This window comes from Kocuria sp. UBA1838 (genome assembly GCF_002338785.1).
GTDB classification, from domain to species: Bacteria; Actinomycetota; Actinomycetes; order Actinomycetales; family Micrococcaceae; genus Kocuria; species Kocuria marina.
Map to the genome: position 1 here is coordinate 13,844 of NZ_DDIY01000017.1, position 25,692 is coordinate 39,535.

At 67.5% G+C, this 25,692-nt stretch carries 21 protein-coding genes and 1 pseudogene; 6 read left to right on the forward strand and 16 right to left on the reverse strand.

Features of this window, described 5'->3' with window-relative positions:
- The coding region (locus tag B3I25_RS09175; protein ID WP_286738725.1) for an amino acid permease at positions 1 to 1,332 on the reverse strand (1,332 nt) is incomplete at its 3' end.
- A gap of 206 nt (positions 1,333 to 1,538) precedes the next feature.
- On the opposite strand from B3I25_RS09175, the gene B3I25_RS09180 reads away from it, so the two are divergent.
- Entirely contained in the window at positions 1,539 to 2,717 is a 1,179-nt protein-coding gene (locus B3I25_RS09180) for a polysaccharide pyruvyl transferase family protein (RefSeq protein ID WP_286738726.1), read from the forward strand.
- 115 nt (positions 2,718 to 2,832) lie between these two features.
- On the opposite strand, the gene B3I25_RS09185 is transcribed toward B3I25_RS09180, so the two are convergent.
- Positions 2,833 to 6,693 carry a S8 family serine peptidase gene (locus B3I25_RS09185; protein ID WP_286738727.1) on the reverse strand — a complete coding sequence of 1,287 codons (3,861 nt, stop codon included), beginning with the start codon at positions 6,691 to 6,693 and terminating at the stop codon, positions 2,833 to 2,835.
- Positions 6,694 to 6,976: 283 nt separating this feature from the next.
- Here B3I25_RS09185 and B3I25_RS09190 point away from each other — a divergent pair, with 283 nt between their 5' ends.
- Positions 6,977 to 8,266, forward strand: coding sequence for an adenylosuccinate synthase (locus B3I25_RS09190; protein ID WP_064846482.1), 1,290 nt, complete (start codon positions 6,977 to 6,979; stop codon positions 8,264 to 8,266).
- Positions 8,267 to 8,351: 85 nt separating this feature from the next.
- Here B3I25_RS09190 and B3I25_RS09195 read toward each other — a convergent pair whose 3' ends face one another.
- The 3 genes from B3I25_RS09195 to B3I25_RS09205 all read right to left on the reverse strand — a co-directional run bounded on the left by B3I25_RS09195 (position 8,352) and on the right by B3I25_RS09205 (position 10,751).
- The gene (locus tag B3I25_RS09195; protein ID WP_286739014.1) at positions 8,352 to 9,740 is read right to left on the reverse strand and encodes an amino acid permease; all 1,389 of its coding nucleotides are present in this window, start codon (positions 9,738 to 9,740) and stop codon (positions 8,352 to 8,354) included.
- 280 nt (positions 9,741 to 10,020) lie between these two features.
- Positions 10,021 to 10,362 (reverse strand): DUF202 domain-containing protein, encoded by a 342-nt coding sequence (locus tag B3I25_RS09200; RefSeq protein ID WP_085106814.1) that lies wholly within the window; start codon positions 10,360 to 10,362, stop codon positions 10,021 to 10,023.
- The gene (locus B3I25_RS09205; protein WP_064846485.1) at positions 10,359 to 10,751 is read right to left on the reverse strand and encodes a YidH family protein; all 393 of its coding nucleotides are present in this window, start codon (positions 10,749 to 10,751) and stop codon (positions 10,359 to 10,361) included. Before B3I25_RS09205 ends, B3I25_RS09200 begins: the two co-directional genes overlap by 4 nt.
- Before the next feature lie 182 nt (positions 10,752 to 10,933).
- Between B3I25_RS09205 and B3I25_RS09210 the strand changes: the two genes are divergently transcribed.
- Positions 10,934 to 11,377 (forward strand): DUF4190 domain-containing protein, encoded by a 444-nt coding sequence (locus tag B3I25_RS09210; protein WP_206069172.1) that lies wholly within the window; start codon positions 10,934 to 10,936, stop codon positions 11,375 to 11,377.
- 61 nt (positions 11,378 to 11,438) lie between these two features.
- Here the strand turns inward: B3I25_RS09210 and B3I25_RS09215 are convergent, their stop codons facing one another.
- The 10 genes and pseudogenes from B3I25_RS09215 to paaA all read right to left on the reverse strand — a co-directional run bounded on the left by B3I25_RS09215 (position 11,439) and on the right by paaA (position 22,021).
- Positions 11,439 to 13,436, reverse strand: coding sequence for a M13 family metallopeptidase (locus tag B3I25_RS09215; RefSeq protein ID WP_286738728.1), 1,998 nt, complete (start codon positions 13,434 to 13,436; stop codon positions 11,439 to 11,441).
- A 140-nt stretch (positions 13,437 to 13,576) separates the two neighbouring features.
- Positions 13,577 to 14,611: pseudogene (locus B3I25_RS09220) on the reverse strand (serine hydrolase).
- 117 nt (positions 14,612 to 14,728) lie between these two features.
- Complete coding sequence (locus tag B3I25_RS09225; protein WP_286738730.1) at positions 14,729 to 15,871, reverse strand: IS30 family transposase; 1,143 nt, start codon at positions 15,869 to 15,871, stop codon at positions 14,729 to 14,731.
- 247 nt (positions 15,872 to 16,118) lie between these two features.
- Positions 16,119 to 16,979, reverse strand: a complete 861-nt coding sequence (locus B3I25_RS09230; RefSeq protein ID WP_286738731.1) for a formate/nitrite transporter family protein — start codon at positions 16,977 to 16,979, stop codon at positions 16,119 to 16,121.
- A gap of 189 nt (positions 16,980 to 17,168) precedes the next feature.
- A complete protein-coding gene (locus B3I25_RS09235) occupies positions 17,169 to 17,942 on the reverse strand; it encodes an enoyl-CoA hydratase/isomerase family protein (RefSeq protein ID WP_286738732.1) in 774 nt (257 codons plus the stop codon).
- 111 nt (positions 17,943 to 18,053) lie between these two features.
- Complete coding sequence (gene paaE, locus B3I25_RS09240; RefSeq protein ID WP_286738733.1) at positions 18,054 to 19,253, reverse strand: 1,2-phenylacetyl-CoA epoxidase subunit PaaE; 1,200 nt, start codon at positions 19,251 to 19,253, stop codon at positions 18,054 to 18,056.
- 2 nt (positions 19,254 to 19,255) lie between these two features.
- Entirely contained in the window at positions 19,256 to 19,792 is a 537-nt protein-coding gene (paaD, locus tag B3I25_RS09245) for a 1,2-phenylacetyl-CoA epoxidase subunit PaaD (RefSeq protein ID WP_098053591.1), read from the reverse strand.
- 50 nt (positions 19,793 to 19,842) lie between these two features.
- On the reverse strand, positions 19,843 to 20,679 hold the full coding sequence (gene paaC, locus B3I25_RS09250; RefSeq protein ID WP_098053545.1) for a 1,2-phenylacetyl-CoA epoxidase subunit PaaC: 837 nt from the start codon (positions 20,677 to 20,679) through the stop codon (positions 19,843 to 19,845).
- Complete coding sequence (paaB, locus tag B3I25_RS09255) at positions 20,676 to 20,972, reverse strand: 1,2-phenylacetyl-CoA epoxidase subunit PaaB (RefSeq protein WP_064846493.1); 297 nt, start codon at positions 20,970 to 20,972, stop codon at positions 20,676 to 20,678. The genes paaC and paaB overlap by 4 nt, the downstream gene beginning before the upstream one ends.
- 2 nt (positions 20,973 to 20,974) lie before the next feature.
- Positions 20,975 to 22,021: a 1,2-phenylacetyl-CoA epoxidase subunit PaaA gene (gene paaA / locus B3I25_RS09260; RefSeq protein ID WP_064846494.1), complete on the reverse strand. Its 1,047-nt coding sequence runs from the start codon at positions 22,019 to 22,021 to the stop codon at positions 20,975 to 20,977.
- Between the two features lie 256 nt (positions 22,022 to 22,277).
- Here paaA and B3I25_RS09265 point away from each other — a divergent pair, with 256 nt between their 5' ends.
- Genes B3I25_RS09265 through B3I25_RS09275 form a run of 3 tightly spaced genes read left to right on the forward strand, consistent with a single transcriptional unit; the run spans position 22,278 to position 24,693 of the window.
- Entirely contained in the window at positions 22,278 to 22,688 is a 411-nt protein-coding gene (locus tag B3I25_RS09265) for a PaaI family thioesterase (protein WP_064846495.1), read from the forward strand.
- A gap of 4 nt (positions 22,689 to 22,692) precedes the next feature.
- Positions 22,693 to 24,030 (forward strand): phenylacetate--CoA ligase family protein, encoded by a 1,338-nt coding sequence (locus tag B3I25_RS09270; RefSeq protein WP_414672705.1) that lies wholly within the window; start codon positions 22,693 to 22,695, stop codon positions 24,028 to 24,030.
- A gap of 42 nt (positions 24,031 to 24,072) precedes the next feature.
- Positions 24,073 to 24,693 (forward strand): TetR/AcrR family transcriptional regulator, encoded by a 621-nt coding sequence (locus B3I25_RS09275; protein WP_098053544.1) that lies wholly within the window; start codon positions 24,073 to 24,075, stop codon positions 24,691 to 24,693.
- Positions 24,694 to 24,774: 81 nt separating this feature from the next.
- On the opposite strand, the gene B3I25_RS09280 is transcribed toward B3I25_RS09275, so the two are convergent.
- The coding region (locus tag B3I25_RS09280; protein ID WP_286738734.1) for a MaoC/PaaZ C-terminal domain-containing protein at positions 24,775 to 25,692 on the reverse strand (918 nt) is incomplete at its 5' end.

The window sequence follows — 25,692 nt, forward strand, 5'->3', positions numbered from 1 at the left end:
GACGATCGCGGCCAACAGGGCCAGGGCGAAGTAGGACAGCCACGGGAAGGCCCACATCTTCAGCGGCGAGGACACCCCGGCGCGGTCGGCGCGCTTGCGCAGGATGATCTGGGAGATCAGCGCCAGGGCCCAGACCACCAGGCACGTGGAGCCAATCACGTTGAGCATGACGTTGAGCACCGTCTCGGGCCACAGGTAGTTGAGCACCACGGCGATGAAGCCGAAGAGCACCGAGATCGTGACGGCGAGGCGGGGAACCCCGCGCGAGGAGGTGGCCGCGAGCCCACGCGGTGCGGATCCCCGGCGCGCGAGGGAGTAGAGCATGCGCGAACTGCCATACACGTTCGCGTTGAGCGCGGACAGCAGCGCCAGGATGATGACGATGTTCATCAGGACGTTCGCACCGGGGATCCCCACCTCCGTGAGGACCGCGACGAACGGGCTGGAGGAGAGGCCCTCATTGTTCCACGGCAGCACCAGCACCATGACGGTCACGGAGCCCACGTAGAAGATCAGGATGCGGATCAGGATGGTGCGGATCGCGCGGGCCACGTTGGTCTGCGGGTCCTCCGTCTCGGCGGCGGCGATAGTCACGAGCTCGGTGCCGCCGAACGCGAAGACGACCACCAGCAGTGCGGCCGCAACCCCCGTGATGCCGTTGGGCATGAACCCGCCGTGCTCCGTGAGGTTGGACAGCCCCGGGCTCGGAGCGGGCAGCACACCGATCAGCAACAGCACACCCACGACCAGGAACGCCACGACCGCGGCGACCTTGAGCAGCGCGAACCAAAACTCCGTCTCACCCAACGTGCCCACGCGCACCAGGTTGATGACCGTGAACACGGCCATGAAGATCAACGCCCACAACCATTGGGGCAGCGAGGGCCACATCTCGGTCACGAGCTGCGCGGCGGCGGTGGCCTCCGCGGCCACGACCACCACGATCTGGGCCCACCACAACCACCCGAGGGCGCGACCGATCGTGGGTCCCATGGCCTTGCCCGCGTAGGTCGAGAACGCGCCGGAGGACGGATCCGCGGCGGCCATCTCGCCCAGCGCGCGCATCACGAGCACGAGCAGCAGACACGCCACGAGGTAGGAAATCAATACGGCGGGCCCGGCGGTCTGGATCGCCGCGCCCGTCCCCACGAACAGGCCGGTGCCGATGGCCGAACCGAGCGCCATCATCACCAGGTGGCGCGGCTTGAGGTAACTTCCCTGTGGCGGTTGCGACGGCGCGTGCGGCGAGTGCTCGCGGGATCCCCCGTGGATCACGCTGGCCGAACCGCGTGCGCCGGTGGGACCGTCATGGGGTGGGTGGGGTGCAGTCATGGGAGAGAACATTACCCGTCCGCACGGGCACCGGTGGTGGCCGTCCGTCATCCTGCGCACGGCAGGCGGGACCGGACGGGGCTACTCTGGGGCTGCCGCGGTCGATGTGTTCGGCGCGGTGATTCGCCGAGCCGACAACGGCCCCGCCGATGGGGACACCGTGCAACCCCTGAATCCTGGGATCGACCTGTGGGTACCCTGCATCCATGCGCAATCTTCTGAAGGACCATCGACGGGTCCCTCCCGCTCGCAAGCCCCCGATCTACCTGATTTCGTGGGCGGGCTACCCGAATTTCGGGGACGAGCTGATTGCGGCCACCTGGGTCAATTACCTGGCCAAGGTGGCACCCACCACGGACGTGTGGCTGGACGTCCGCGAACCGGGGACCGTCACCGCCCTGCTGCGCGGCATCCATCCACGACTGCATGTGGTCAATACGGTCTTCCACGCTCTGCACGACGTGGAACACGGCTCGGGGCGCTCGATGCGCAGCTTGATCGAGGATCTGGGGTCCCCGAAGTACGACGCGGGATTGCTCGCCCTGCGCGAAGCGAGCACCGTGCACCTGCTGGGCGGCGGGGTGCTGCACCGGGACTGGGCCGCGAACCTGCACATCGTCGAGGCGATGCGCGCGGTCCGGGACATCTCGGGGGCGCGGTTGTTCGCCACGGGTCAGGGGCTGATGCCCTTCGCGGGGGACCCGCTCACGGACCTGGACCACCTCAGCGTGCGGGACCGCCCCAGCGCCCAGGCCGCCGGAGTGCCCGTGGGGTTCGACGACGCTTTCCTCCTCGCGGAGGACACCCGCCACGCACGGGCCCTCGGGCTCCTGTCCGGGCACAAGGGGGATGGGTCGTCCGCTCGCACCGAAGGTACGGACGCCCCGAGCGAGGTGGTGGTGTGCGTGCAGTCGGACACCCTGGCGGAGGGGTCCTTCGAACGGATGCTGGACTTCGCCGGGGCGCAAGTGCGGCGGTGGGATCTACCCCGGGAATCCGTGCGCTACCTCGAGGCCATCCCCGGGGACGATCATGAGGGCTTCGACCGGCTGCGGGATCTCGTGGCCCCGGACGGGTTCATCCCGTTCCAGGCCGCATGGGACGGGGATTTCACGTTCGGGCCGCACCAGGTGTGGCTGACCACCCGTTTCCACCACCACCTGGTCGCGGCGCTGCACGGGGCCAGGGGTGTCGCGCTCAGCGGCAAACCCGGGTACTACGACGTCAAGCACCAGTCCGTGATCGAGGTCGGCTCCAACTGGTCGCTGGTCCATGCCGGGCAGACCTCGGAGCCTGTGGCCCTGGAAGAACTGACGGCGCCCGCGGGCTTCGCCGAGGCGGTGCGCGCCAAGCGGGACGAGGCGAAGCAGCTCTACGGCCGGTAGGGCAAAAGGCCTGACCCGGACACGGCGAGGGCCCCGTGACATCCACACTGTGGCTGCCACGGGGCCCTCGCCGTTGCGGAGGATCAACCGATGTGGTGAACCCCGCTGGGAGCGACTACTTCTGCTGGTCGTAGCGGAAGAGGAACGCCGCCATCTGATCGCGCCTCACGGGCTCGTAGGGGCGGAAGGTCCCGTCCGACCAACCACGGGCGATGTTCTGCCCGTTCATCCAGGCGATCTCCTTGTAGAAGACGCGGTTGGTGGGCACGTCCTTGAAGGGGGAGGCCTTCGGAGCGGTGTACGCCGGGGATCCCGCCATCCGGTAAAAGAACGCGGCCATCTGGTCGCGGTTGATCTGCTGGTACGGGCGGAAGGTCCCGTCCGGCCACCCCTTGGTGATGCCCTGCTCGCTCATCCAGGCGATCTCCTTGTAGAAGACGTGGCTGGTGGGCACGTCCTTGAAGGGGGACTTGGTGGGAGGCGTGTACTGCGGCGAACCGGCCATCCGGTAGAGGAACGCGGCCATCTGGTCACGGTTCACGGCCTGGGCGGGGCGGAACGTCCCGTCCGGCCAACCGCGGGTGATGCCCTTGTTGGCCAGCCAGGAGATCTCCGAGTAGAACACGTGGTTCTTGGGAACGTCCTTGAACATCGGGTTCTGGGTCTCGGGGGCCTTCGCCGCGGACTGGAAGGTCTTGACCTCGGCCTTGGCGCCGTCCTGACCCGCGCGGATACCGGAGAGGTCCCCGGTGGCGTTGTGCAGGTGCAGGAACAGGGCCTCGCCCTTGGCGCTCTCCGAACCGCGGTGCGCGGTCAGCTTCTTACCGGGCAGATCGGTGAACAGCGACGTGTTGACCTGTTCCCCGCGGAAGGAGATCTTCGGGGTGACCGGGCTGTACTCGATCACGCCCGTGCGGTCCACGGGGCCGTCGATGCTCCCGGAAAAGGTGGTCACCTGGTAGGTCAGCTTGGTGTCGGTCTTGGTGGGATCGATACCCAGCTTCGCGGCGCTGACCGGCATCACCATGGCGTTGGTGTCGAACGTGTTGGTGTCCACGTCACCCCAGGAACCGTTCAGCGGCTGGCTGTCGATCACCGTGAGCTCACCGTTGACGTAGCCGTACAGGTTCACCACCGGGTAGTCCAGACCATCCGTCCGGCCCAAGGCCGCGATGTAGTCGGGGCGACCATTGCCGGTGGTGTCTATCGCGATCTCCGTGGAGACGTCCGGCTTGATCGTGCTCGCGTTGCCCCAGCTGGAGACACCGAAGTTGATCATGCCGTCCTTGCTCACGTCCTTCTTCTCGGCCTTCAGCTGCGGGAGGTTCGAGGAAGCGCCCACGTACTGCAGATCGGCGAACTGGGAGTTGCCGCCGGCCAGCTTGGTGGAATCCAGGCGGCCCGACTTGGCGCCCAGCTCGAAGGCCCCCAGGGCCGACTGCCAGCCGCCCTGGTCCAGGCCGGTGCCGGCGAGGGCGACGGCGCTCGTGCCGTTCTTGTCCCACCGGTCCAGCGTGGCGTTGTCCACCCGCATGTCGGCCGCCGGCTTCGGGGCGATCGACATGGGGACGCGCAGGTCCTGGCCGTTCTCCGTCAGGACCAGGCGGCCGGATTCGGAGGCCAGGAACTGACGGGCGAAGCCCAGCTGGGTCACGGCCTCGGAGGGGTCGTGGGTCTTGGCCAGCTGCGCGCGATCCACGGTGGCGGTCACCTTGACGGTGGCCTTGCCGCCCTTGGCCACACTGACCGAGCCCGGCGTGGAGAAGCTCACGCCCGGGACGTCGGTGGAAGCGTCGAAGCGCACCTGGTACGTGTGCGCCGCGCCGCTGGTGTTGTCCACGACCAGCTCACGGGAGAAGGTCTCCTTGCCGTTCTTGATCTCGGTGACCCCGAAGGTCGAGGAGATCAGGGCCGGATTGGCCTTGTCGTAGACCAGCACGTCCTGGTTCACGGCGCGCAGTGCGTCCACACGACCCGAACCCACGCGGTCCACCGCGGAGGTGGCCCCGTTCGCGGCGTGCACGTCGTGCACGGCCGAGTTCATGATGGCGGCCTTGATCATCTGGGGGTTGTAGTTCTGGTGCTTCTGCTGCACCAGGGCGGCGATCCCGGCCACGTGCGGGGTGGCCATGGAGGTGCCGGTCTTGACCGACACGCCGTTGCCCGCGGCCACACCGGCGGAACCGATGTTGGTGCCGGGTGCGGCGACGTCGGGCTTGATGACCCCGTTGCTGCCGTGCTGACCGCGGGAGGTCGAATCGTTGACCTGGTCCTTCTGGCCGGTCTGCGCCCTGGCGGCACCGATCCACTCCGGGGCTAGCTTGACCCGGGCCCCGCCGGCCTGGGCGGCCGGCTTGATCTTGGCGACGGATTCCTTGCTCATCAGCAGACCCGGGACGCCGGCGTTGCCCGCGATGCTCGTGGGATCCACCGAGTAGTCGGACTCCAGGACCACGCCCTTGCCGCCGGCGGCCTGGACGTTGTCGAAGCGGACCTTCGAGCCGCACGGGAAGCCGGCCTTGTCCTCCCAGTCGAGCATGACCCACTTGCCGCCGAAGTTCTGCGAGAAGGGAGTGCAGCCGAAACGGTTGTCCTGCGGGCCGACCACGACGTCGCCCTGGAGCTGTTCGGGCTTGGCATCGCTGTAGTTGAAGCTCCCGCTGTAGGAGCCGGTCAGTTCACCCTGGGCGCTGTCAGGCGAGAGGCCCTCGGCCTTGTCCTGCGCGGCGGTGCTGCCCTGGGAGTTGGCCACGGTCAATGCGGAACGCGCGCTGCCCGGGGAGCCGGAGATCTCGTGGGCGTCCCCGGCGTTGCCCGCGGCGATGACCGAGAGGATGCCCTGGCGGGACAGCGCGTCGATCAAGTCGTTCTGGGGGTCGTCGGCTGGGCCGAAGTCGGACCCGAGGGACATGTTGATGATGTCCGCCTTGTCCGAGAAGTCCCCGTCCATGTTGGGGTCCAGGGAACGGTCCAGGGCGTCGAGGACCAGGTTGGTGGAACCCTCACAGCCGAAGACGCGCAGCCCGATCAGTTGCGCCTCGGGTGCGGTGCCCGGGCCGATCCGCATCTTGCCGACCTGCTCCTGTGTCAGCTTGGTGAAATCGCCCTTGTAGGTCTTGCCGTCCGCGCCCACGCCGTAGCCCGCGGTGGTGCCCGCCACGTGCGTTCCGTGGCCGCCGGCCTCGCAGTCCAGCGGGTTGTTGTCCGGCTTCGGGACGCTGGTGGGAATCTGGGCGTCGTAGGCGTCGCCCGCGAGGTCGTACCCGCCGAGGAACTTCTTGGAGTCGTACAGACCCGAGTCCTTGCCCGGCAGGTCGTTCGAGGCCTTGGCCTTCTTGTAGGCGTCGATGGTGCCCGGACCACCGAAGTCCGCGTGGGTGTAGTCGATGCCCGAGTCGATGATGGCGACCTTGACGCCCTTACCGGTCTGGCCGGTCTGGGTCCAGGCGTTGAGGGTGTTGGTGTCCAGCACGGAACCCGCGTTGTTGCGGTAGGCGGGGACGATCTTGGAGATCTTGACCACGTCGGAGCGCTTGCTCAGCTCACGCAACTGCGCGGCATCCCCCTTGAGGGCGACTCCGCGCAGGGCGTTGGATGTGGTGTACAGCAGGTCGGACCCGGAGGCGGAGGCCAGGGTGGAACCCATGCTCTCCACCGACTGGCGGATGGCCCGCACCCGCGCGGCGGCCTGGACCGGGTCCTGGCTCCCGGAGCGCACGCCCTCGGGTTGCGTGGCCTCGAAGGCACTCGGTCCCTGCAGCTGCACGAAGACCGCCACCTGGCCTTCGGCATCCTTGAGGTCCGAGCCGATCAGCCGGTCGGGGTTCTGGGTGTTGTGATCGTCCGTCTTGGGCGCCGGGGTGATGTCGACGGCGCTCGCCGGCAGCGCCGTGCCCAGGGCCAGTGCCAGGCCCAGGGCGGTCGTGAGGCAGGCCTTGACGGCTCTGCCACGACCAGCCCTTGTCTCGTGGTTCATGTCTCGTCCTTTGACATTCGGGGGATGTCGTGAGGTGCATCGCAATGACCCAAGCCTGCGTGCGACCTGCCGAAAAGTAAAGGTTTCATCAGAATATTCTGTGCTCTCACCAGTCGCGATGTCCGTGGCGTGTCGGACGCCGGATTCGCGCCGTGACCGGGGTAGGCGGACGAGGGCGGCGGTGGTGGGCGTCACCGTTAGAATTGGTTGGTACGTGCCCCGCGCGTACTCCTCAACCGTTGTCGTGCCGAATGGGTGCAAGCCCGGGCAGGAGTAGCCAGCTATGCCAGCAATCGTGATCGTCGGAGCCCAGTGGGGCGATGAGGGCAAGGGCAAGGCCACGGATCTCCTGGGTGGCCGGGTGGACTACGTGGTCAAGCCCAACGGCGGCAACAACGCCGGGCACACCGTGGTGGTGGGCGGTGAGAAGTTCGAGCTCAAGCTCCTTCCCGCGGGTATCCTCAGCCCCAACGCCACCTCTGTGATCGGCAACGGCGTGGTGATCAACCCCCAGGCCCTGTTCGAGGAGATCGATGGCCTCGAGGCCCGCGGCGCGGACACGTCCCACCTGCGGATCTCCGCCAACGCGCACCTCGTGGCCCCGTACCACCAGACGCTGGACCAGGTCACCGAGCGATTCCTGGGCAAGCGCGCGATCGGTACCACGGGTCGCGGGATCGGTCCCACGTACATGGACAAGGTGGGCCGCCTGGGCATCCGCGTGCAGGACGTGCTGGACGAGTCCATCCTGCGGCAGAAGATCGAGGGCGCGCTGCGCCAGAAGAACGAGCTGCTCGTCAAGCTCTACAACCGCCGCGCGTTCGAGGTGGATGAGATTGCGGAGTACTTCCTGGGCTTCGCCGAGCGCCTCGCGCCCATGATCGTGGACTCCACGCGAGTGCTCAACGAGGCCCTGGACCGCGACGAAGTGGTGCTCATGGAGGGCGGCCAGGCCACCTTCCTGGACGTGGACCACGGCACCTACCCGTTCGTGACGTCGTCGAACCCCACCGCGGGCGGCGCGTCCGTGGGCTCGGGTGTGGGCCCCACGCGCATCACCCGGGTGATCGGCATCCAGAAGGCGTACACCACGCGCGTGGGCGCCGGTCCGTTCCCCACCGAGCTCTTCGACGAGATGGGTGAGCAGCTGCGCAAGACCGGCGGCGAGTTCGGCGTCAACACGGGCCGGCCGCGCCGCACCGGCTGGTACGACGCCGTCATGGCCCGCCAGGCCGCGCGGATCAACGGCTTCACGGACTTGTTCATCACCAAGCTGGACGTGCTCACCGGGCTGCGTGAGATCCCGGTGTGCGTGGCCTACGAGGTGGACGGTCAGCGCTTCGACGAGATGCCCATGACCCAGTCCGACTTCCACCACGCCCAGCCCGTGTACGAGAACTTCCCGGGCTGGACCGAGGACATCACCGGGGCCCGCACCCTGGGGGACCTCCCCGCCAACGCCCGCGCGTACGTCGAGGCGTTGGAGAAGATGTCCGGGTGCCGGATCTCCGCGATCGGTGTGGGCCCGGATCGGGACGACACCATCGTGATGCGGGATCTGATCGCGGACTGACGCCCCGATCCCCACCCGCGGACACGACGACGCCGCTCCAAGCCTTGGAGCGGCGTCGTCATGTCATCCGTGGGGCACGGTCGGATCAGTGCTGCGAGACGTCTGCGGTGAGCAGGTCCACGGGCTTGTCCTTGGTCACGGCCTTGTGCCCGAGCCACAGGGCCAGGAACACGGGCAGGCCCAGGTACGAGGACAGCAGGCCGAGGGCGTTGACCTCCCCGGACGTGATCAGGCTGTAGCCCTGACCCAGGATCACCACGGCACACATGATGAGCGCGACCACGGGGCCGATGGGGAAGAACCGGGCACGGTAGGTGAGGTTCTTGGGATCCCCGCCCTGCAGGACGTAGGCCCTGCGGAACCGGTAGTGGCTCCACGCGATCCCCATCCACACGATGAAACCGGCCAGGCCGGAGGCGTTGATGAGCCACACGTACGCCTGACCCTCACCGATCAGGGTGGTCAGGAAGCAGAACATGCCGATCAGCGTGGTGGCCAGCAGTGCGAGCATCGGGACACCGCGGCGGTTGACCCGGGCCAGGAACCGGGGAGCCTTCCCGCTCTTCGCGAGCGCGTAGAGCATACGGGTGGAGGCATACAGGCCCGAGTTGCCCGCGGAGAGGATGGCGGTGAGGATCACGGCGTTCATCACGCTCGCCGCGGCCAAGACACCGGCGTGCTCGAACACCAGGGTGAACGGGGAGATGGAGACGTCCTCCACATCGCTCGCGAGCAGGTGGGGATCGGTGTAGGGGATCAGGAAACCGATCACGGCGATCGCGCCGATGTAGAAGAGCAGGATGCGCAGGAAGACCGTGCGGATGGCCTTGGGAACGGTCTCGCGGGGGTTGTCGGCCTCGCCGGCCGCGACCCCCACGAGCTCGGTGCCCTGGAAGGAGAACCCCGCGACCATGAAGATGGCCATGATGCCGGTGAAGCCGTTGACGAAGGGCGCCTCGCCGGCGGTCCAGTTGTGGAACCCGGGGGACGGGCCGCCCAGGATGCCCAGGATCATCAGGACACCCAGGACCAGGAAGATCACCACGGTGATCACCTTGACCAGGGAGAACCAGAACTCACTCTCGCCGTACGCGCGAGCGCTGAGGGCGTTGAGGGAGAAGAGGATTACCAGGAACAGTGCGGACCAGATCCACGCGGGGACGTCCGGGAACCAGTAGCGCATCACCAGCGCGGCCGCCACGAGTTCCGCGGCCACGGTGATCGCCCAGTTGTACCAGTAGTTCCACCCGATCGCGAAGCCGAAGGAGCGGCTGATGTAGCGGGTGGAGTACTCCTCGAACGAGCCCGCCACGGGCAGGTGCGTGGCCATCTCGCCCAGGGACTGCATGAGCAGGAACACCATGAACCCGATCGCAGCGTAGGCGACGAGCGCCCCGCCGGGACCCGCGGTGTTGATGGAGTTGCCGGAGGCCACGAACAGACCGGTGCCGATCGCACCGCCCATCGCGATCATGGTCAGGTGACGCGACTTGAGGGTGCGGCGCAGCGAGCCGTCGGGCGCGACGTCCTGGCCGGTGGGCCGTGGATCGGGGCGGTGGGATGCGTGTGGATCGGGCGGCGTGGCCGCCGTCGAGATGTTTCCCCCACCGGACGAAGATGAAGACACAGGGTTCTCCCGTAGTTGTGATGGTCCGGCGCCGCAGCGGATCGCGGCGGCTGAGGGACATTATGCGCGGCATCGCAGCACACGTGGGGATCCCCACGCAAGGGTCCACCGAAGTGGCCACAAATTCTCAGAAGACGATCACCGTGATGATTCCCAGGACGCCCAGCACCAGACACGTCCCGGAGGTCACGACCACGGCCACCAGGTCCGGCGTGATCCGCTCCCCGGCGATTCCCACGGATTCTCGCCGATAACGCATGCGTTGTGTGGCATAGATCCCTCCGGAGAGGCACAACGCCACGGTGAACAACGAGAGCACGAACGCGCCGTGGGCCGGGAGCCACTTCAGGTAGATCGCTGCGGCGGTGCACAGTGCCAGCATGGTCCGGCCCCAGGACAGCACGGTGCGCTCGGGTTGCAGTCCCGGATCTTCGTGCGTGCGCACGCCCGGCGGGGTGATGGAACTCATCGGGTCAGCACCACGACCACGAGCACCCCGGAGGCGATCGCGCCCCCTACCGCCACGAGCGGGACGATCAGCGGCAGGGGCAGGGGAGCCTTGTGCCGCATGGAACGTTCCACGCGCAGCCACCGCAGTGCGGCTCCGGCACTGAGGAACATACCCAGCACCAGCAGGACCAGGGCCAGGAACTTGCGCACCGCGATGTCGAAGATGTCCCCGGTGAACGCCTCGATGGCGATGCCCCCGGCCAAGAAGGCCAGGGACGTGCGGATCCAGGCGAGGAACGTGCGTTCGTTTGCCAGCGTGAAGCGGGGGTCCGGTTCCGTCCCGCCGCGCAGGACACGGTGGCTGATCGATCCACGACGCCGCTCGGCCGGGTCTTCGGGGTGGCTCACGGTTCTCCTTCGTCTGGGCTCTCCGTACGCGCCTCTCGGTGCAGAAGCAGGATCCTGAGGTGATGGTATGCGCTCGGGGGGCCGGAAGCGGCGTCGTGGGCGGGGGGCGCACCCTTGTCCGCTCGTGCCGCGCACGAGAAGATGGTCGCACTCGCAGACCACTGGCGTAGGGAGAACAGGTCATGAGCACGAGCAACCACCCGGGCAGTGGCACCTCGCCCCACGAGGAAGGAACCCGGTACCCGGGGACCGAGTACCACCGCGACACGCGGCCCCTGTCCGTGTCGGCCGATACCCACCGTCCCTACGCGCAGCCCGCAGGACAGTGGCACTACGTCCCCGCCGGACCGGAGGACGCCCAGCGGCAACAGCAGGCGAGCTCCAGCTCGGAGACGTCACTCGTGCTGGGCATCCTGGGGGTCACCGTCCTGCCGATCCTCGCACCGTTCGCCCTGTGGCAGGCTACGAAGGCTGAGAAACTCGGCGGCAGGGCGACCGCGGGCAAGGTCCTGGGCTGGGTCGGTGTGGTGCTGCTGATCCTGATGGTGCTGTGGTTCGTGTTCTTCTTCGCGATCTGGGGATTCGCGATGAACGAGTTCATGCAGCAATCCCGCTCGAGCGTCTGAGACGCGCAGGAGCCCCGCCGGTCCGACCGGCGGGGCTCCTGTCCACGTAGCTCGAGGGGCGCTACCAGATGGCCACGCGTTCCTCCTCCGGCAGCCACATGCCGTCCGAGTCCTTGACGTCGAACGCCTCGTAGAACGCGTCCACGTTGCGCGGGGTCTGGACGGCACGGAACTCGGCGGGGGAGTGCGGATCCGTGGCGATGCGTGTCTTTAGCGCCTCGTCCCGGGACTTCTCCTGCCACACGTAGGCCCAGGAGATGAACAGCCGCTGCGCGGGGGTGTACCCGTCGACGCTCTCGCTGTCCGGACGGTCCTTCTTCTCCTGCGCGGTCTTCCATGCCTTGTAGGCAATGGACAAGCCGCCCAGGTCTCCGATGTTCTCACCCAGGGTGAGTTCGCCGTTGACGTGCGGAGCGGCGTCGTCGTCCGCGAACTGCGCGGGGGACAGCGCCGCGTACTGGCCCACGAGACGGGCCGTGCGCTGCTCGAACGCCGCGCGGTCCTCGTCCGTCCACCAGTTGCGCAGCTTGCCCTCGCCGTCGCACGTGGAACCCTTGTCGTCGAAGCCGTGACCGATCTCGTGACCGATTACCGAGCCGATGGCCCCGTAGTTCACGGCGTCGTCCGCGTCCTCGTTGAAGAAGGGGGGCTGCAGGATGGCCGCGGGGAACACGATCTCGTTGCGCAGCGGGTGGTAGTACGCGTTGACCGTCTGCGGGGTCATGAGCCACTCGTGCTTCTCCACCGGCTTGCCGGCCTTGCGCGCGAGCTCGTCCACCGCGAACTGGGCGGTGCGCACTACGTTGCCCACCAGGTCGTCCCCGCGCACCAGCAGGCCCGAGTAGTCCTTCCACTTCTCCGGGTAGCCGATCTTAGGAGTGAATCCGGAGAGCTTCTTGAGCGCCTCGGCCCGGGTGTCTTCCGTCATCCAGTCCAGGTGCTCGATCGAGTCGCGGTACGCCTCCAGCAGGTTCGCCACGAGCTCGTCCATGCGCGCCTTGGCGGACGGCGAGAAGTTCTCGGCGACGTACAGTTCGCCCACGGCCTCACCCAGGGCGCCGTTGACCAGCCCGACGCCGCGCTTCCAGCGTTCGCGCAACTGCGGCGTCCCGGAGAGCACGGTCCCGTAGAACGAGAAGTTCTGGTCCACGAAGGCCTGCGGCAGGTACGCGGCGCGGGCGGAGACCACGTGCCAGCGGGCCCAGGACTTCCACGCGTCCAGCAGGTCGTCGGTGAGCAGCTCGTCCAGGCCCATGAAGAAGCTGGGCTGGGCATTGATCACGGTGCTCAGGTGCTCCGGGGTGAGCCCCATGCCCTCGAGCACGGCGTCCCAATCCAGGCGGGACACCTGGTCCGTGAGTTCCGCGAACCCCATGGGGTTGTACATCTTGGTGAGGTCCCGCACCGTGACCTTGTCCCAATGCTGTGCGGCGATGCGCGTCTCCAGCTCCATGACCGCCTGCGCCTGTTCGGCGGCGTCCTCGAATCCGGCCAGTTCGAGCATCTTCGCCACGTGCGCCATGTACTTCTCGCGGATCTCGGCGTACTGCTCCTCGCGGTAGTACTCCTCGTCCGGCAGCCCCAACCCGGACTGGCCCACGAACACGAGGTTGCGCTGCGGGTCCCCGGGGTCCGAGTCCAGGTCGATGTCCAGCGCCGCCCCGATCCCCCGGCGCATGGCCGTACCGAACCACTTGGACAGCGCACGCGGGGAGTCGATCATGGCCACGGCGTCCAGGTCCTCGCGCAGCGGCTCGGTGGCCAGCTCCTCGATCCGGTCCGTGTCCATGAAGGACGCGTACAGCAGCGCGATCTTGGTCTCGGCGCCCTGCTCCGCCGGGTTCGACGCCGCTGCGCCGCCCTCCGCGCTTGCGCCCGTAATGATCTCGCGCACCGCCTGCTCGGCCTGATCCCGCAGTTCGATGAACGCCCCGGTGCTGGCCTTGTCGTCCGGGATACGGGCCTCCTTCAGCCATGAACCGTTGACGTGGCGGAAGAGGTCGTCCTGCGGGCGGACCGAGCGGTCGAAGGCATCGAGGTCAAACACGGAAGTGGTCATGAGCCCCACGGTACTGAGCGGCGGTGGGGCGGGTCACACCGGGGCTCGGCCTGTTCCCGCAGGGCGGAACCGTACGGCGTCGTGACCCCGGGGGCGGGACGGTCAGTCATGCGCAGAACATCTGAGGCCGGGAAATGCGATCAGAACCCGCCACCACCGGCCTTTTGGGGACTCAGATGTACCGGCCGGATTGGCAGCCCCCGGTACGCCGTATCGCAATGATGACCTAAATGGGCGCCATCCGTGAGTATCTGCAGGACCTGGCGGTAGCTACGAACGCAGTGGCGAGCGATTTGCCCCCCCACCGTGTTGGACAGAGGAATGGTCCGCTCCCTGCGGGCCGATTGTGTCAGGACCGCGACGGCGATAGGCGGTTCGTCGGGGTGGGAAATGACCCCAGCCTCATGGCTGAGCGCCGCCAAAGACCCAGTCTTGGCTGCGCTCTGGACACCCGGGTACGTGAAGACTTCAGCGAAACGGTGTCCCCATGCTTGTTATCCCAGTACATGCCGCATGAACGAGCACTGGGAGGGAGTGGCTGCGCGGTCCTCCCAGATGAACGAAAGGATATCTACGAGATCGGAGGCCGTGGTATTCGATACCAGCAGGGGGTCGTATTCCCGGGGATCGGGCAGAAGGTAGGGATCCAGATTATCGGCGTCACGGGCATCTTCGGCCGTGTGCAGATCGGTTGCGAGAAGGTAGGGCCGGATATCGGTTTGCAGCAACCCGAGGTGTCTCAGAGTGTGTGCCACACGATCGTGACCCATGGCGCATAGCACCGCTTTTCCAGCCGTGTTGTCCGAGATGGTCGCCATCAATTCGACCAGGTCTCGACACGACATGCACACGGGGTCCAGGCATATCGACAACCCCGTGGGCCCGGGAACGCGGGTCTCAGGCACCAGATCGACCGGTGCAGCCGGGTCGATGAGGCCATCGTCCGCAGCCTGACAGAAGGCGGCCATGACAACGAGCTTGTACAGGGAAGCCGTTGGAAACCTGACCCCAGTCCGGTAATTGAAGGGAGGTAGCGGATCGGGCGTGAGGAGCGAACCGGTGACAGTTTGACCTGCCCCACCGCCTGGAAAGCTGTCCTGGGGATCAACAATCCGAGCTACCTCCCGTGTCGGGTGAATCAGGTGAATATGGCCAGCCTGTACCCTTCTCGGCAACCATTCTCCATGGGGGTACGGGAAATGTTTATTCCTGTCGAGGGTGGGATCCGGATACTCAATGGTTGGAACACCGAAGCGGAAGGGCCGGCATTGGAGGAATTAATGGTGGCGGATTCAACCGGTCAACGCACCGCTGGTGGTGCTCAGGCTATCGGCGTAAGCGTCGTGGGATGAGGCCCAGTCGAGGATTTTGCGGGGCCGTTCGTTGATTCGCGCGGCGATGGTGTTGAGGTCGGCCTGGGTGAAGGAGCGTAGGTCGGTGTTCTTCGCGAGGTACTGACGCAGCAGGCGGTTCGTGTTCTCGTTCGTGCCGCGCTGCCACGGTGAGCGGGCGTCGCAGAAGAACACCTGCATGCCCAGGGCGTGTGCGATCTGATCGTGGCAGGCCATTTCTCGGCCGCGATCCCACGTCAACGACCGGCGTAGGTTCGGCGGCACGTCGGCGAGGTTGTTGATGAGCGCGTCTCTGACCGTGTCAGCCTTATACCCGTTTGGCAGGGCAACGACGCGCACCATGCGGGTGGAGCGTTCGACGAGCGTGGCCACGGCGGACGGGCGCCGGCCCATGACGAGGTCGCCTTCCCAGTGCCCCGCTTCGCGGCGCTCTTCCACGCTGGTGGGCCGATCGTGGATGGAGGTCATGTTCCGCAACACGCCGCGGCGTTGGCGGGGTTTCGCGACGCGCGCATGGCGCAGCGATCGCCCTGATCGCAGGAGATTTCCCTGTCGTGGCGCGTGGATCTGGCCGGTGTACAGCGCGTGGTAGATCGACTCGTGCGACAACGAATCCTGTTGCTCGCGCCGTAGCCAATGGGCGATCTGGGTGGGTGACCAACCACGTTCCAGTTTCACCGCGACCAGGCTCGACAGCGCCGGGTCGCGGTGAAGACGTGTGGGTTTCGGGCGGCGGGCGTTGCGCCACGCGCCCGCATCGGCGGTGGCGGCGCGGTACGTGCTGGGCCCGCCGTGGTGAGCGATTTCCCTGCTGATACTCGTGTGATGGCGCCCCAGCCGCGTGGCGATGGCTCGGTACGACAAGCCGGCAGCGATGCCGCGGGAGATCTCTTCACGTTCACTCATCGTCAGGTGGCGTCGGTTCCGGGCGCGCGGCGGCGGCTTCACTCCGCCATAGCGGCGCAACAGGGTCCTGACTGGGGTCTGGCTCACGCCGATCGTGCGGGCGATAAGTCTGACCGACTCGCCCTTCGCCCACAACGCCCAAACGTTCTCTTGCTGCTCGTTCGACAATCCGGCCATGACACCCACGATCCACTAGCGGTGGTGGTGCGTTGACCGGTTGAATCCGCCGTCGATTTTGCTGGGCGTACAGGAAGGATTCCCATCAGACAGGCGAAGGCGTCCATTCCTGCGGGGGCGACCCAGTTCTCGGTGACGGGGTAACCCTTCCAGCCGCGATCGAGAGGACGATCAGAGGATCGTTGATCAAATGGGTAAACCCTTCACGGGAAACCGAACATGTGTCGACGAGGAGCATTTGTCACGGTCAGTCTTCCTCTTCCTCCTCGGACGACGCGTCCGAGATCCTCTCGCCGCGGCGCTCGGCCATGAGCAGTTCCCACGTGCGGATGAGGCGGGGGATGGAGATGATCACCAGGCCGCCGATCATGTTCAGCGGGATGACCCACGCGAACCACACGAACCAGTCCAGGTAGGAGTAGTCCCAACCGGCGTGCATGGCACCGAAGATCACGATGGAGTTCAGCGCTCCGTGGAGCATGCCCAGGCCCACGACCAACAGGCCGCCGATCAGGGAGATCACCGCGGTCATCATGTCGTTGTCCGTACCCTGCTGCATGCGGGTCATGAGGGTGATGGTGGAACCGGCCAACAGGGCCAGGCACACGGTCTCCAACCCGATCCCGTCCGCGACGTACCCCGAGGCGACCTCCACCAGGGAGTCCGTGAAGTCGGGGAACGCCGCCACGACCACCCACATGAACACCCAACCACCCACGAGGTTGGCCAGCAGGGTCCCACCCCACAGCCGCACGAGTGACCACCACGTCCCGTGACCGGCGACCACCGCGTTGATGGGGAGCAGGAAGTCCTCGGTGAACAGCTCGGAGTGGGCCAGGCGCAACGCGAGCAGCCCCACGCCGAACGCGATGCCCGCCAGCAGTTTGGAGTCGGTGACATCCATGACCGCGAGCATGGCCATGATGCCCAGGCCCACATCGATCCCGCCGAAGAGGCCGGTGATGATCAACGCCCGCCACGTGCGGTGCAGCCGATCCGCGCCTTCCTGGACGGTGTTCTGGAACTCCTCGACCAGCTCGTCCTCAAGGGGCTGATCGGTGCGTCCCGAGGAACGCCGCTTGGACTCGCTGTCACGCGCTGTGGGCATGGGCCTCAGCGTAGGCCACGCGGGAAGCCATCACGCGATACATCTGTGCCCCGAAAAAACACGGACAGGCGCTTCCCGTGGTCTTTCCGGGGCACAGATGTACTCACCGCGTCGGAGCGGCCGCCCAGGTATGCGCAGCGAAGGCCGACGGCGTCCCTACTCACGGCGGCCCGGCTGCGGCCCAAGCGCTCAGTCCCGTCCCGTGAACTCCGGCTTGCGCTTCTGCTGGAATGCCGCGAAGCCCTCCTTGTAGTCGTCCGTGGCGCACAGGGCCGCCTGGGCCTTGTTCTCCGCGGCCATGGACTCCCACAGCCCCACGCGGTTGTCCCGCACCTGGGCCACGAGTTCCTTGGACGCCAGGTAGGACTGCGTGGCACCGCGGGCCACCTTCGACACCCGCTGCATGGTGAACTCCATGAGCTCCTCCGCCGGCACGGCTCGGGAGAACAGTCCCGCCGCCACGGCCTCAGCGCCGGTCATCATCTCGGCGGTGTAGATCAGGTCCAGGGTGCGGTGGGGGCCCAGTCGTTCGGTGAACAGAGCGTGCCCGCCCGAGTCCAGCGTGGCCCCCAGGTTGGCGAACGGGGATCCGATGGTCGCGTCCTGCGCCACGTACACCACGTCCGTGGCGATCGCGAGCCCCAGCCCCACGCCCAAGCACGCGCCCTGCACCGCGGCGAACGTGGGCGCGGGGAACCGGGACATCTGCTGCAGCAGCGGTTGCACCTTGCCGGTGAGGTAGCCGTCGGTGTCGTCACTCGCCGGGTCTACGGCGGAGATGTCCCGGCCCGAGCAGAACGCACGCCCCTCGCCACTCAGCGCGAGCGCTCGCACGCCGGCCCGCTCGGCCTCGGTGTATGCGGCGGCGAGGTCGTCCAGCGCGGTCTCGTCCAGCGAGTTGAGCTTCTTGGGCGCGTCGAGCACCACGCGGGCGATCGCGTCCTCGACCGTCAGGTCGATCATGGGGTTCTCCTTGCGGTTCGGGGTTCCTGTGCGCCCCGCGGGGCGAGCGGGCAGGTACGACGACGACGCCGCGTGGTCCCGGCGCGGCGTCGTCGGCGGAGTGCATGGGACTCAGGCGTCGAAGTCCACACTCAACCGGTCGGACGTGGGGCGCGTCTGGCAGGTAAGGACGTACCCGGCGTCCAGCTCGTCCTTCTCGAGCGCGAAGTTCTCCTCCATCTCGAACTCGCCGGAGGTGACCTTGGCGCGGCACGTGCCGCACACCCCGCCGGCGCACGCGAAGGGGACGTCCGGGCGCACGCGCAGGGCGGCGTTGAGAACGGTCTCCGCGGCGGACTTGGGAGACTTCACCTGGGCGGAGGTGCCGTCCAGGTTGAAGACGATCTTGTAGTTCTCGCCCTTGGGGTCCGCCTTGACCACGCGGCCCTGCTGGCCTTGCGGGGTGGTGGGCTTGCCGGTGGTGAACAGCTCGTAGCGCACGCGGGACTCGTCCACGCCGCGCTCCTTGAGGACGTCCCGGCACAGCTGCACGAGCTCGAAGGGCCCACACAGGAACCACTCGTCCGTGGAGTCCACCTGGACCACGTGGTCCAGCAGCTCCTCGAGCTTGTCGTGGTCGATCCGCCCGGACATCAGCGGGGAGATCCGCTGCTCGCGGGAGAGCACGTGGTGCACGGCCAGGCGGGCGGGGTACTTGTCCTTGAGGTCCCCGAGCTCCTCCGAGAACATCACGTCCATGGACGAGCGGTTGGCGTAGATGACGTCTATCGCGGCGGTGTCGGAGGCGCGCAGCAGCGCGCGGGCGATCGCCATGATGGGCGTGATCCCGGACCCGGCGGCGAACGCCACCAGGTGCACGTTGCGCTTCTTGGCCACCTCCCGCTCGGCGAGCTTCTCGGGGTCGTTCATGGAGGTGATGTTGACCTTGGATGTGAACGCGCCCTGCGGGTTCATCACGTCCAGGGTGTCCCCGGCGGCGAGCTGCTCGTTCGCCCACGTGGAGAACACGCCGCCCATGTCTTTCTTGATGGCCACACGGATCTCACCCGGGGTGGGGTCCGCGCAGATCGAGTAAGAGCGGCGCACCTCGTGCCCGTTGATCTGCGAGCGGATGGCCACGTACTGCCCGGGCAGGTAGTTGTAGTCCGCCACGAGGTCCTCGGGGACCTCGAACGTGACCTCCACGGAGTCGGGGGTCAGCTTGCGCACCTCGGAGACCGCGAGGGTGTTGAACGTGGCGCGGCGCTTGCCGTCACCCGCGCTGGCCTCGGTGGCTTCCTCCACGGCAGAGGTGTCCGGCGTTTCGCTCATGATCAGTGCACCTTGAAGTAGTCGAAGGGTTCTTTGCAGTCGTTGCAGACCCACAGGGCCTTGCAGGACGTGGACCCGAAACGGGTCATTTCGCGGGTGTCCAGGGAACTGCAGTGCGGGCACTTCACGGCCAGGCTCAGTCGCACCGGTCCGGAGTTATGCCCGGCGGCGGTGCGCCCGGTGGGCGGGGCGATGCCGTACTCGCGCAGCTTGGCCTGGCCCTCGGTGGACATCCAGTCGGTGGTCCACGCCGGGCGCAGCACCTGCACCACGCGCACGTCCTCGTAGCCGGCGGCGGTGACCGCGGCTTCGAGATCCGCGGCCATGGTGTCCATGGCGGGGCAGCCCGAGTAGGTGGGGGTGATGACGACGACGTTCTCGTTCTCCCGCGCCACGGCGTCCCGCAGCACCCCGAGGTCCTCGAGCGTGATCACCGGGATCTCCGGGTCGCACACGGTGGCGGCGACGTCCCACAGGGCGGCGTCGTCCGGATCGCTCGGGCGCCGGGACGGCCCCAGGGGGACCTCCCGGGGCGCCACGCCGCCCGTGGGCGGCAGCGAGCGGGGCGGAACGCGGGAGAACACGGTGCTCACCACGTGGCGCCAGGATGCTGGCGGGCGAGCCACTGCATCTCGGCGAGGATGTACCCGCGGTACTCGGAGTAGGAGCCGTCACGCGGTGCGGCGGAGAGTCGGGCCTGGGCCACGCTCGGGACATCGAGCTCGGCCCCCGCCAGCAGGGCGGTGACGCGGTCCATGGTCCGCTCGCGCAGGCTGGAGGGCCGCACGGCGATGCCCTCGAGCTCGTCGTGCAGGGGCTCGTCCGCGAACAGCTCGTCCAGGTAGGGCCACATGTAGTAGAGGCCCTCCTGGATGCGCCGCTTGGACTCCTCGGTTCCGAGGCCCAGGCGCAGCATCCACTGGGCGGCGTGGTCCTGGTGGTACTCGACCTCCTTCAGCGCCTTGTCCGCGATCGCGGCCAGGGTCTGGTCCGTGGAGGACTGCAGCGCCGAGTAGAGCTCGTACTGGTAGAAGGAGAACAGCAGCTGACGCGCGATGGTCTGACCGAAGTCCCCGTTCTCCTGCTCCACGAGGCGCACGGAGCGGAACTCCTCCTCGTTGCGGAAGTACGCGAGCTCGTCCTCGGTCTTCCCCCACGCGGAGCCCGCGTAGGTCAGCAGGAAGCGCGCGTGGCCGATGAGGTCCAGCGCGATGTTGCCGAGGGCGATGTCCTCCTCGAGTTCGGGGGCCCGGGAGATCCACCAGCCCAGGCGCTGGGACAGCATCAGGGCGTCGTCGCCGAGACGCAGAGCGTACTGGGCCACGGCTTCCGAGGCCTTGCCGCCGGTCTCCGCGATCTCCTCGGCGGTGATCGCGTCACCCGCGGACTGCTTGGTGGCGGAGTCGTGGGAGGCGAACGCGCTCACAGGTGCTTCACCCCTTCGCTCTTGGTGTAGTACGTGGCGTGGCGGTAGCTCTTGCCCTGCGCGGACTCGAAGTAGCCGCCCTTGGAGTCCGGGTCCGACGCCGTGATGGCGTTCGCGGGCACCACCCACACGCTCGTGCCCTCGTTGCGCCGGGTGTAGAGGTCACGCGCGTTGCGCACGGCCATGGTGGCGTCCGGGGCGTGCAGGGAGCCCGCGTGCACGTGGGACAGCCCGCGCGAAGAACGCACGAAGACCTCCCACAGGGGCCAATTACCGTTCTGGTTCTCGCTCATGCTCACGCTCCGATCAGTTCTGCGGAGCCGCGGCCCGCCATGACGGTGGTCTGGTCGATCGCCACGGCGGCCTCGGGGGACGACGCCGCTGCTTCGCGCGCCTGGCGCTCGGCGTAGGCCTGCGCGGCCTCGCGCACCCACGCACCGTTCGCGTGGGCCTCACGACGGCGCTTCATGCGTTGGACGTTGCACGGCCCGGAGCCCTTGATCACGGACATGAATTCGTTCCAGTCCAGCTGGCCGTAGTCGTAGTGGCCGCGGGCCTCGTTCCACTTCAGGTCCGGGTCCGGCAGGGTGAGGCCGAGGGCCTCGGCCTGCGGGACGATCATGTCCACGAAGCGCTGGCGCAGCTCGTCGTTGGAGAAGCGCTTGATGTTCCACTCCATGGACTGCTGCGAGTTGGGCGAATCGGCGTCCGGGGGACCGAACATCTGCAGGGCGGGGCCGTAGAAGCGGTTCACGGCCTCCTGGGCCATCTGCTTCTGTGCCTCGGTGCCGTGGGAGAGCTCGTAGAGGATCTCCCAGCCCTGGCGCTGGTGGAAGGACTCCTCCTTGCAGATGCGCACCATGGCGCGGCCGTACGGGCCGTACGAGGCGCGGCACAGCGGCACCTGATTGCAGATCGCGGCGCCGTCCACGAGCCAGCCGATCGCGCCCATGTCCGCCCAGGTGCGGGCCGGGTAGTTGAAGATCGAGGAGTACTTGGCCTTGCCGCTCAGCAGCTGCTCGTTGAGCACGGAGCGCGGGGTGCCCAGGGTCTCCGCCGCGGAGTAGAGGTACAGCCCGTGGCCGGCCTCGTCCTGGACCTTGGCCATCAGCACGGCCTTGCGCTTGAGGCTCGGGGCGCGGGTGATCCAGTTGGCCTCCGGCTGCATACCGATTATCTCGGAGTGCGCGTGCTGGGAGACCTGGCGGGTCAGGCTCTTCCGGTAGGCCTCCGGCATCCAGTCCCGGGGCTCCACGCGGGAGTCCTCGCTGAGGAGGTGCTCGAAGTGCTGCTGCTCGGCGGTGGGCTCCGCCTGGTCCGCAGAGGTGGTCTGCTCAGTCATGGTGTGTGTCCTCGGTTCGCGGGTGAGATGGGAGCGGAGGATGAACTCTGTACGCTGCCGACAATAATAACTGACCGCTCGTTCAGAATATAGGCCCCCGGTGTGGTCGTCAACACAATTTCCGCCCGGGAGGCGGGGGGTTCGCCAATGGATGTGCAGGGGTGACGACGCCGCGGCGGAGCCCTGGACTTGTTGACACACGTCACATTTCGCGGTTACCTACTGACCGATCGTTCTGAAAATCTGAGGAGCCCCCGTGCCACACCATCCCGTCCTCACTGGCGACCGTGCCTCCGAGTGGTTGGGGATCACCGTGCAGCGCGTGGACCCCGGGCACTGCGTGATCTCCATGGCCGTGCGGGAGGAGATGCTCAACGGCTTCGGCATCGTGCACGGCGGGATGATCTTCGCGCTCGCGGACTCGTGCTTCGCCATGACGTGCAACGACCCGGAACCGGACGGCACCTCCATGACCGTGGCTCAGGGCGTGGACATCAACTTCCTCAGCTCGGCCCACCCGGGCCAGACCCTCGTCGCGGAGGGTCGCCAGATCGCCACCACCGGGCGCAGCGGCCTGTGCGACATCACCGTCTCCACCCAGGACGGGGACGTCGTCGCCCAGTTCCGCGGCCGCAGCCGCACCGTGCCCCTTCGCCAGAAAGCGTGAACCCATGACGTCGTGCTCCGTGCCCAGCCCGTACCACCCCGTGGCCTCCGGGGACTCCTCTCAGCCGGATCCCGAGGAGCTGATGAGCCGGGACCAGATCGAGGCGCTGCAGACGGAGCGCCTGAACTGGACCCTGCACTACGCGTACGAGAACGTGCCCGCCTACCAGGAGCTCTTCGACGAGCACGGGGTGCACCCGGATGACTTCCGGGAGCTCGAGGACCTCGCGAAGTTCCCTTACACGGACAAGGAATTCCTGCGCAAGGCCTACCCGTTCACGTCCTTTGCCACGCCCATGTCCGAGATCCGACGCATCCACGCGTCGTCGGGCACCACCGGGCAGCCCACCGTGGTGGCCTACACGGAGGAGGACCTGCAGACATGGGGGGCCCTCGTGGCACGCTGCTTCCGGCTCTCGGGAATGAAGCCCGGGGACAAGGTGCACAACGCGTACGGCTACGGGCTGTTCACCGGCGGGCTGGGCGCCCACTACGGTGCGGAGCGCCTGGGATGCGCCGTGATCCCGATGTCCGGAGGGCAGACGGAAAAGCAGGTGCAGCTCATCCGGGACTTCGAGCCGCAGGCCATCCTCTCCACCCCCACGTACCTGCTCACCATCGCGGACGGCTTCCGCAAGCTCGGTCTCGACCCGCGCGAGACCTCCCTGCGACACGCCGTACTCGGGGCGGAGCCGTGGACCGAGGAGATGCGCCACGAGATCGAGAAGACGTTCAACATCTCCGCGTGCGACATCTACGGCCTCTCCGAGGTCATGGGTCCCGGCGTGGCCGGCGAGTCCTGCGAGACGAAGGACGGTTCGCACATCTGGGAGGACCACTTCCGCCCGGAGGTCATCGACCCGTTCGACGACACCGTGCTGCCCACCGGCCGCCCCGGCGAACTCGTGTTTACCGCCCTGACCAAGCAGGCGCTGCCAATCATCCGCTACCGCACCCACGACCTCACCCGTCTGCTGCCGGGCACCGCGCGTCCGGGTCACCGGCGCATGGGCCGGATCACGGGGCGCTCGGACGACATGATCATCCTGCGCGGTGTGAACCTCTTCCCGTCCCAGATCGAGGAACTCGCGCTGAAGATCCCCGCGCTTTCCCCGCACTTCACGCTCGAGATCACCCGGCCCCACCGCATGGACCAGATGACCATCCACATCGAGCGCCGCGATCGACATCGCCGAGCCCGGGACCCTCGCACGTTCCTCGGGCAAGCTGCGCCGCGTCTACGACCACCGCGACAAGTAGGCCCCTCCGCGGCGACGTCGCCTGATTCCCGCCCGACGCCGCCCCGCCACTTTCCCGGCGGTGAGAAAGCGACGACCGGGTAACCTGAGGTATTCCGTCCCCGCCAGAAGGTCGAGGCCACGTCCATGCCCACCGAGCTCAACTCCTCCGCCGACGTCGCTGTGGCGCCGCGGCGCGGCCGTCCCGGCTACGACCGCGAGACCCTGCTGTCCGTGTGCGTGGACGTGTTCAACCGGCACGGCTACGACGCCACGTCCATGGGGACGCTGTCCAAGCACCTGGGGATCTCCAAGTCCGCGATCTACCACCACGTGGAATCCAAGGAGGCGATCCTCGAGCAGGCGCTGGACCGTGCCCTCGACGCGTTGGAGGCCGTGTTCGAACGGGTCTTGGCGGGGGGCAGCGGGCCGGTGAACAAGCTCGAGCAGATCCTGGACGGTTCGGTGCACGTGCTCGTGGACCAGATGCCCTACGTGACCCTGCTCCTGCGGTTGCGGGGCAACTCGGAGGTTGAGCTCGCGGCGCTGCAGCGGCGTCGTACGCTGACGCGCACCGTGGAGGAACTCGTGCGGCAGGCGCAGGAGGAGGGCGAACTGCGCACGGACATCTCCGGCAGGTCGGCGCCGCGTCTGATGCTGGGCATGGTCAACTCGATCGTGGACTGGTACCAGCCGGGGCGTTCCGGGACGGTGGACCAGCTCGCGGACACGGTCGTGAAAATGGTGTTCTCGGGCTTGCGGGCGTAGTTCCCCGGCCGCTCAACTCTCCGCAGGTGTGGCCCGTCGTTGCTGCTGGGGCAGTGACCACCTGCCGACGCCGCCCCCGGTTCAGTCAGCGGCCATGCCTTCGGCGGGGGGCCAGGTCTTGGCCACCAGGGTCAGGACGTCGTAGGTGGCCACGATCTCGTCCTTCTGGTTGGTCAGGCGGGCATCCCAGACGACTTCGCCGTACTCGTCCGTGACGCGCGGGGTGATCTTCTTGGCGGTCAGGGTGACCCGGATGGCGTCGTCATACGTCACGGGGGTGACGAACCGCAGGTTCTCCAGCCCGTAGTTGGCGAGTACTGGCCCGGGGGCGGGCTCCACGAAGAGCCCCGCGGCCCACGAGACCAGCAGGTAGCCGTGGGCCACCCGCCGGGGGAAGAACGGGTTGGCCATGGCGGCTTCCTCGTCCGTGTGGGCGTAGAACGTGTCCCCGGTCTTCTCCGCGAACTCCAGGATGTCCTCGAGTGAGACCGTGCGCAGGTCCGAGACGAACTGGTCCCCGATCCGCAGGGTCTGCAGCGACTTCCGGAAGGGATGCTCCCCAGTGCCGTTCTCTACGTCCTCGCGGGTCACGGTGTTGGCGGTCGCGCCCCAGTGCCACTGGCCGGTGATCCCGGTCAGCAGGTCCGGGGAGCCCTGGACGGCGGTGCGCTGCATGTAGTGCTTGACCGCGCGCACGCCACCGAGTTCCTCCCCACCACCGGCGCGGCCGGGGCCGCCGTGGACCAGGTGGGGAACGGGGGAGCCGTGACCTGTGGAGGTTGTAGCGTCGTCGCGATCCAGGAAGAGCACGCGACCGTGGTACGCACCGATTCCGGAGGCGAACTGCGCCGCGAGCTCGGGGGAGTGAGTGCACACGGTCACCACGAGCGAGCCGCCGCCCAGCGCGGCGATCTCCACGGCGTCCGCGATGTCCCCCGAGTAACCCAGCACCGAGGTGACCGGGCCGAACGCCTCGAGCTCGTGGACGGCGGGGGTGCG

What these genes read in the sequence shown, in the direction of transcription:
- B3I25_RS09180 (WP_286738726.1), top strand. Translation starts at nt 1,539, where the DNA reads ATGCGCAATCTTCTGAAGGACCATCGACGGGTCCCTCCCGCTCGCAAG.
- B3I25_RS09185 (WP_286738727.1), bottom strand. Translation starts at nt 6,693, where the DNA reads ATGAACCACGAGACAAGGGCTGGTCGTGGCAGAGCCGTCAAGGCCTGC.
- B3I25_RS09190 (WP_064846482.1), top strand. Translation starts at nt 6,977, where the DNA reads ATGCCAGCAATCGTGATCGTCGGAGCCCAGTGGGGCGATGAGGGCAAG.
- B3I25_RS09195 (WP_286739014.1), bottom strand. Translation starts at nt 9,740, where the DNA reads ATGATCGCGATGGGCGGTGCGATCGGCACCGGTCTGTTCGTGGCCTCC.
- B3I25_RS09200 (WP_085106814.1), bottom strand. Translation starts at nt 10,362, where the DNA reads ATGAGTTCCATCACCCCGCCGGGCGTGCGCACGCACGAAGATCCGGGA.
- B3I25_RS09210 (WP_206069172.1), top strand. Translation starts at nt 10,934, where the DNA reads ATGAGCACGAGCAACCACCCGGGCAGTGGCACCTCGCCCCACGAGGAA.
- B3I25_RS09215 (WP_286738728.1), bottom strand. Translation starts at nt 13,436, where the DNA reads ATGACCACTTCCGTGTTTGACCTCGATGCCTTCGACCGCTCGGTCCGC.
- B3I25_RS09225 (WP_286738730.1), bottom strand. Translation starts at nt 15,871, where the DNA reads ATGGCCGGATTGTCGAACGAGCAGCAAGAGAACGTTTGGGCGTTGTGG.
- B3I25_RS09230 (WP_286738731.1), bottom strand. Translation starts at nt 16,979, where the DNA reads ATGCCCACAGCGCGTGACAGCGAGTCCAAGCGGCGTTCCTCGGGACGC.
- B3I25_RS09235 (WP_286738732.1), bottom strand. Translation starts at nt 17,942, where the DNA reads ATGATCGACCTGACGGTCGAGGACGCGATCGCCCGCGTGGTGCTCGAC.
- paaE (WP_286738733.1), bottom strand. Translation starts at nt 19,253, where the DNA reads ATGAGCGAAACGCCGGACACCTCTGCCGTGGAGGAAGCCACCGAGGCC.
- paaB (WP_064846493.1), bottom strand. Translation starts at nt 20,972, where the DNA reads ATGAGCGAGAACCAGAACGGTAATTGGCCCCTGTGGGAGGTCTTCGTG.
- paaA (WP_064846494.1), bottom strand. Translation starts at nt 22,021, where the DNA reads ATGACTGAGCAGACCACCTCTGCGGACCAGGCGGAGCCCACCGCCGAG.
- B3I25_RS09270 (WP_414672705.1), top strand. Translation starts at nt 22,693, where the DNA reads ATGACGTCGTGCTCCGTGCCCAGCCCGTACCACCCCGTGGCCTCCGGG.
- B3I25_RS09275 (WP_098053544.1), top strand. Translation starts at nt 24,073, where the DNA reads ATGCCCACCGAGCTCAACTCCTCCGCCGACGTCGCTGTGGCGCCGCGG.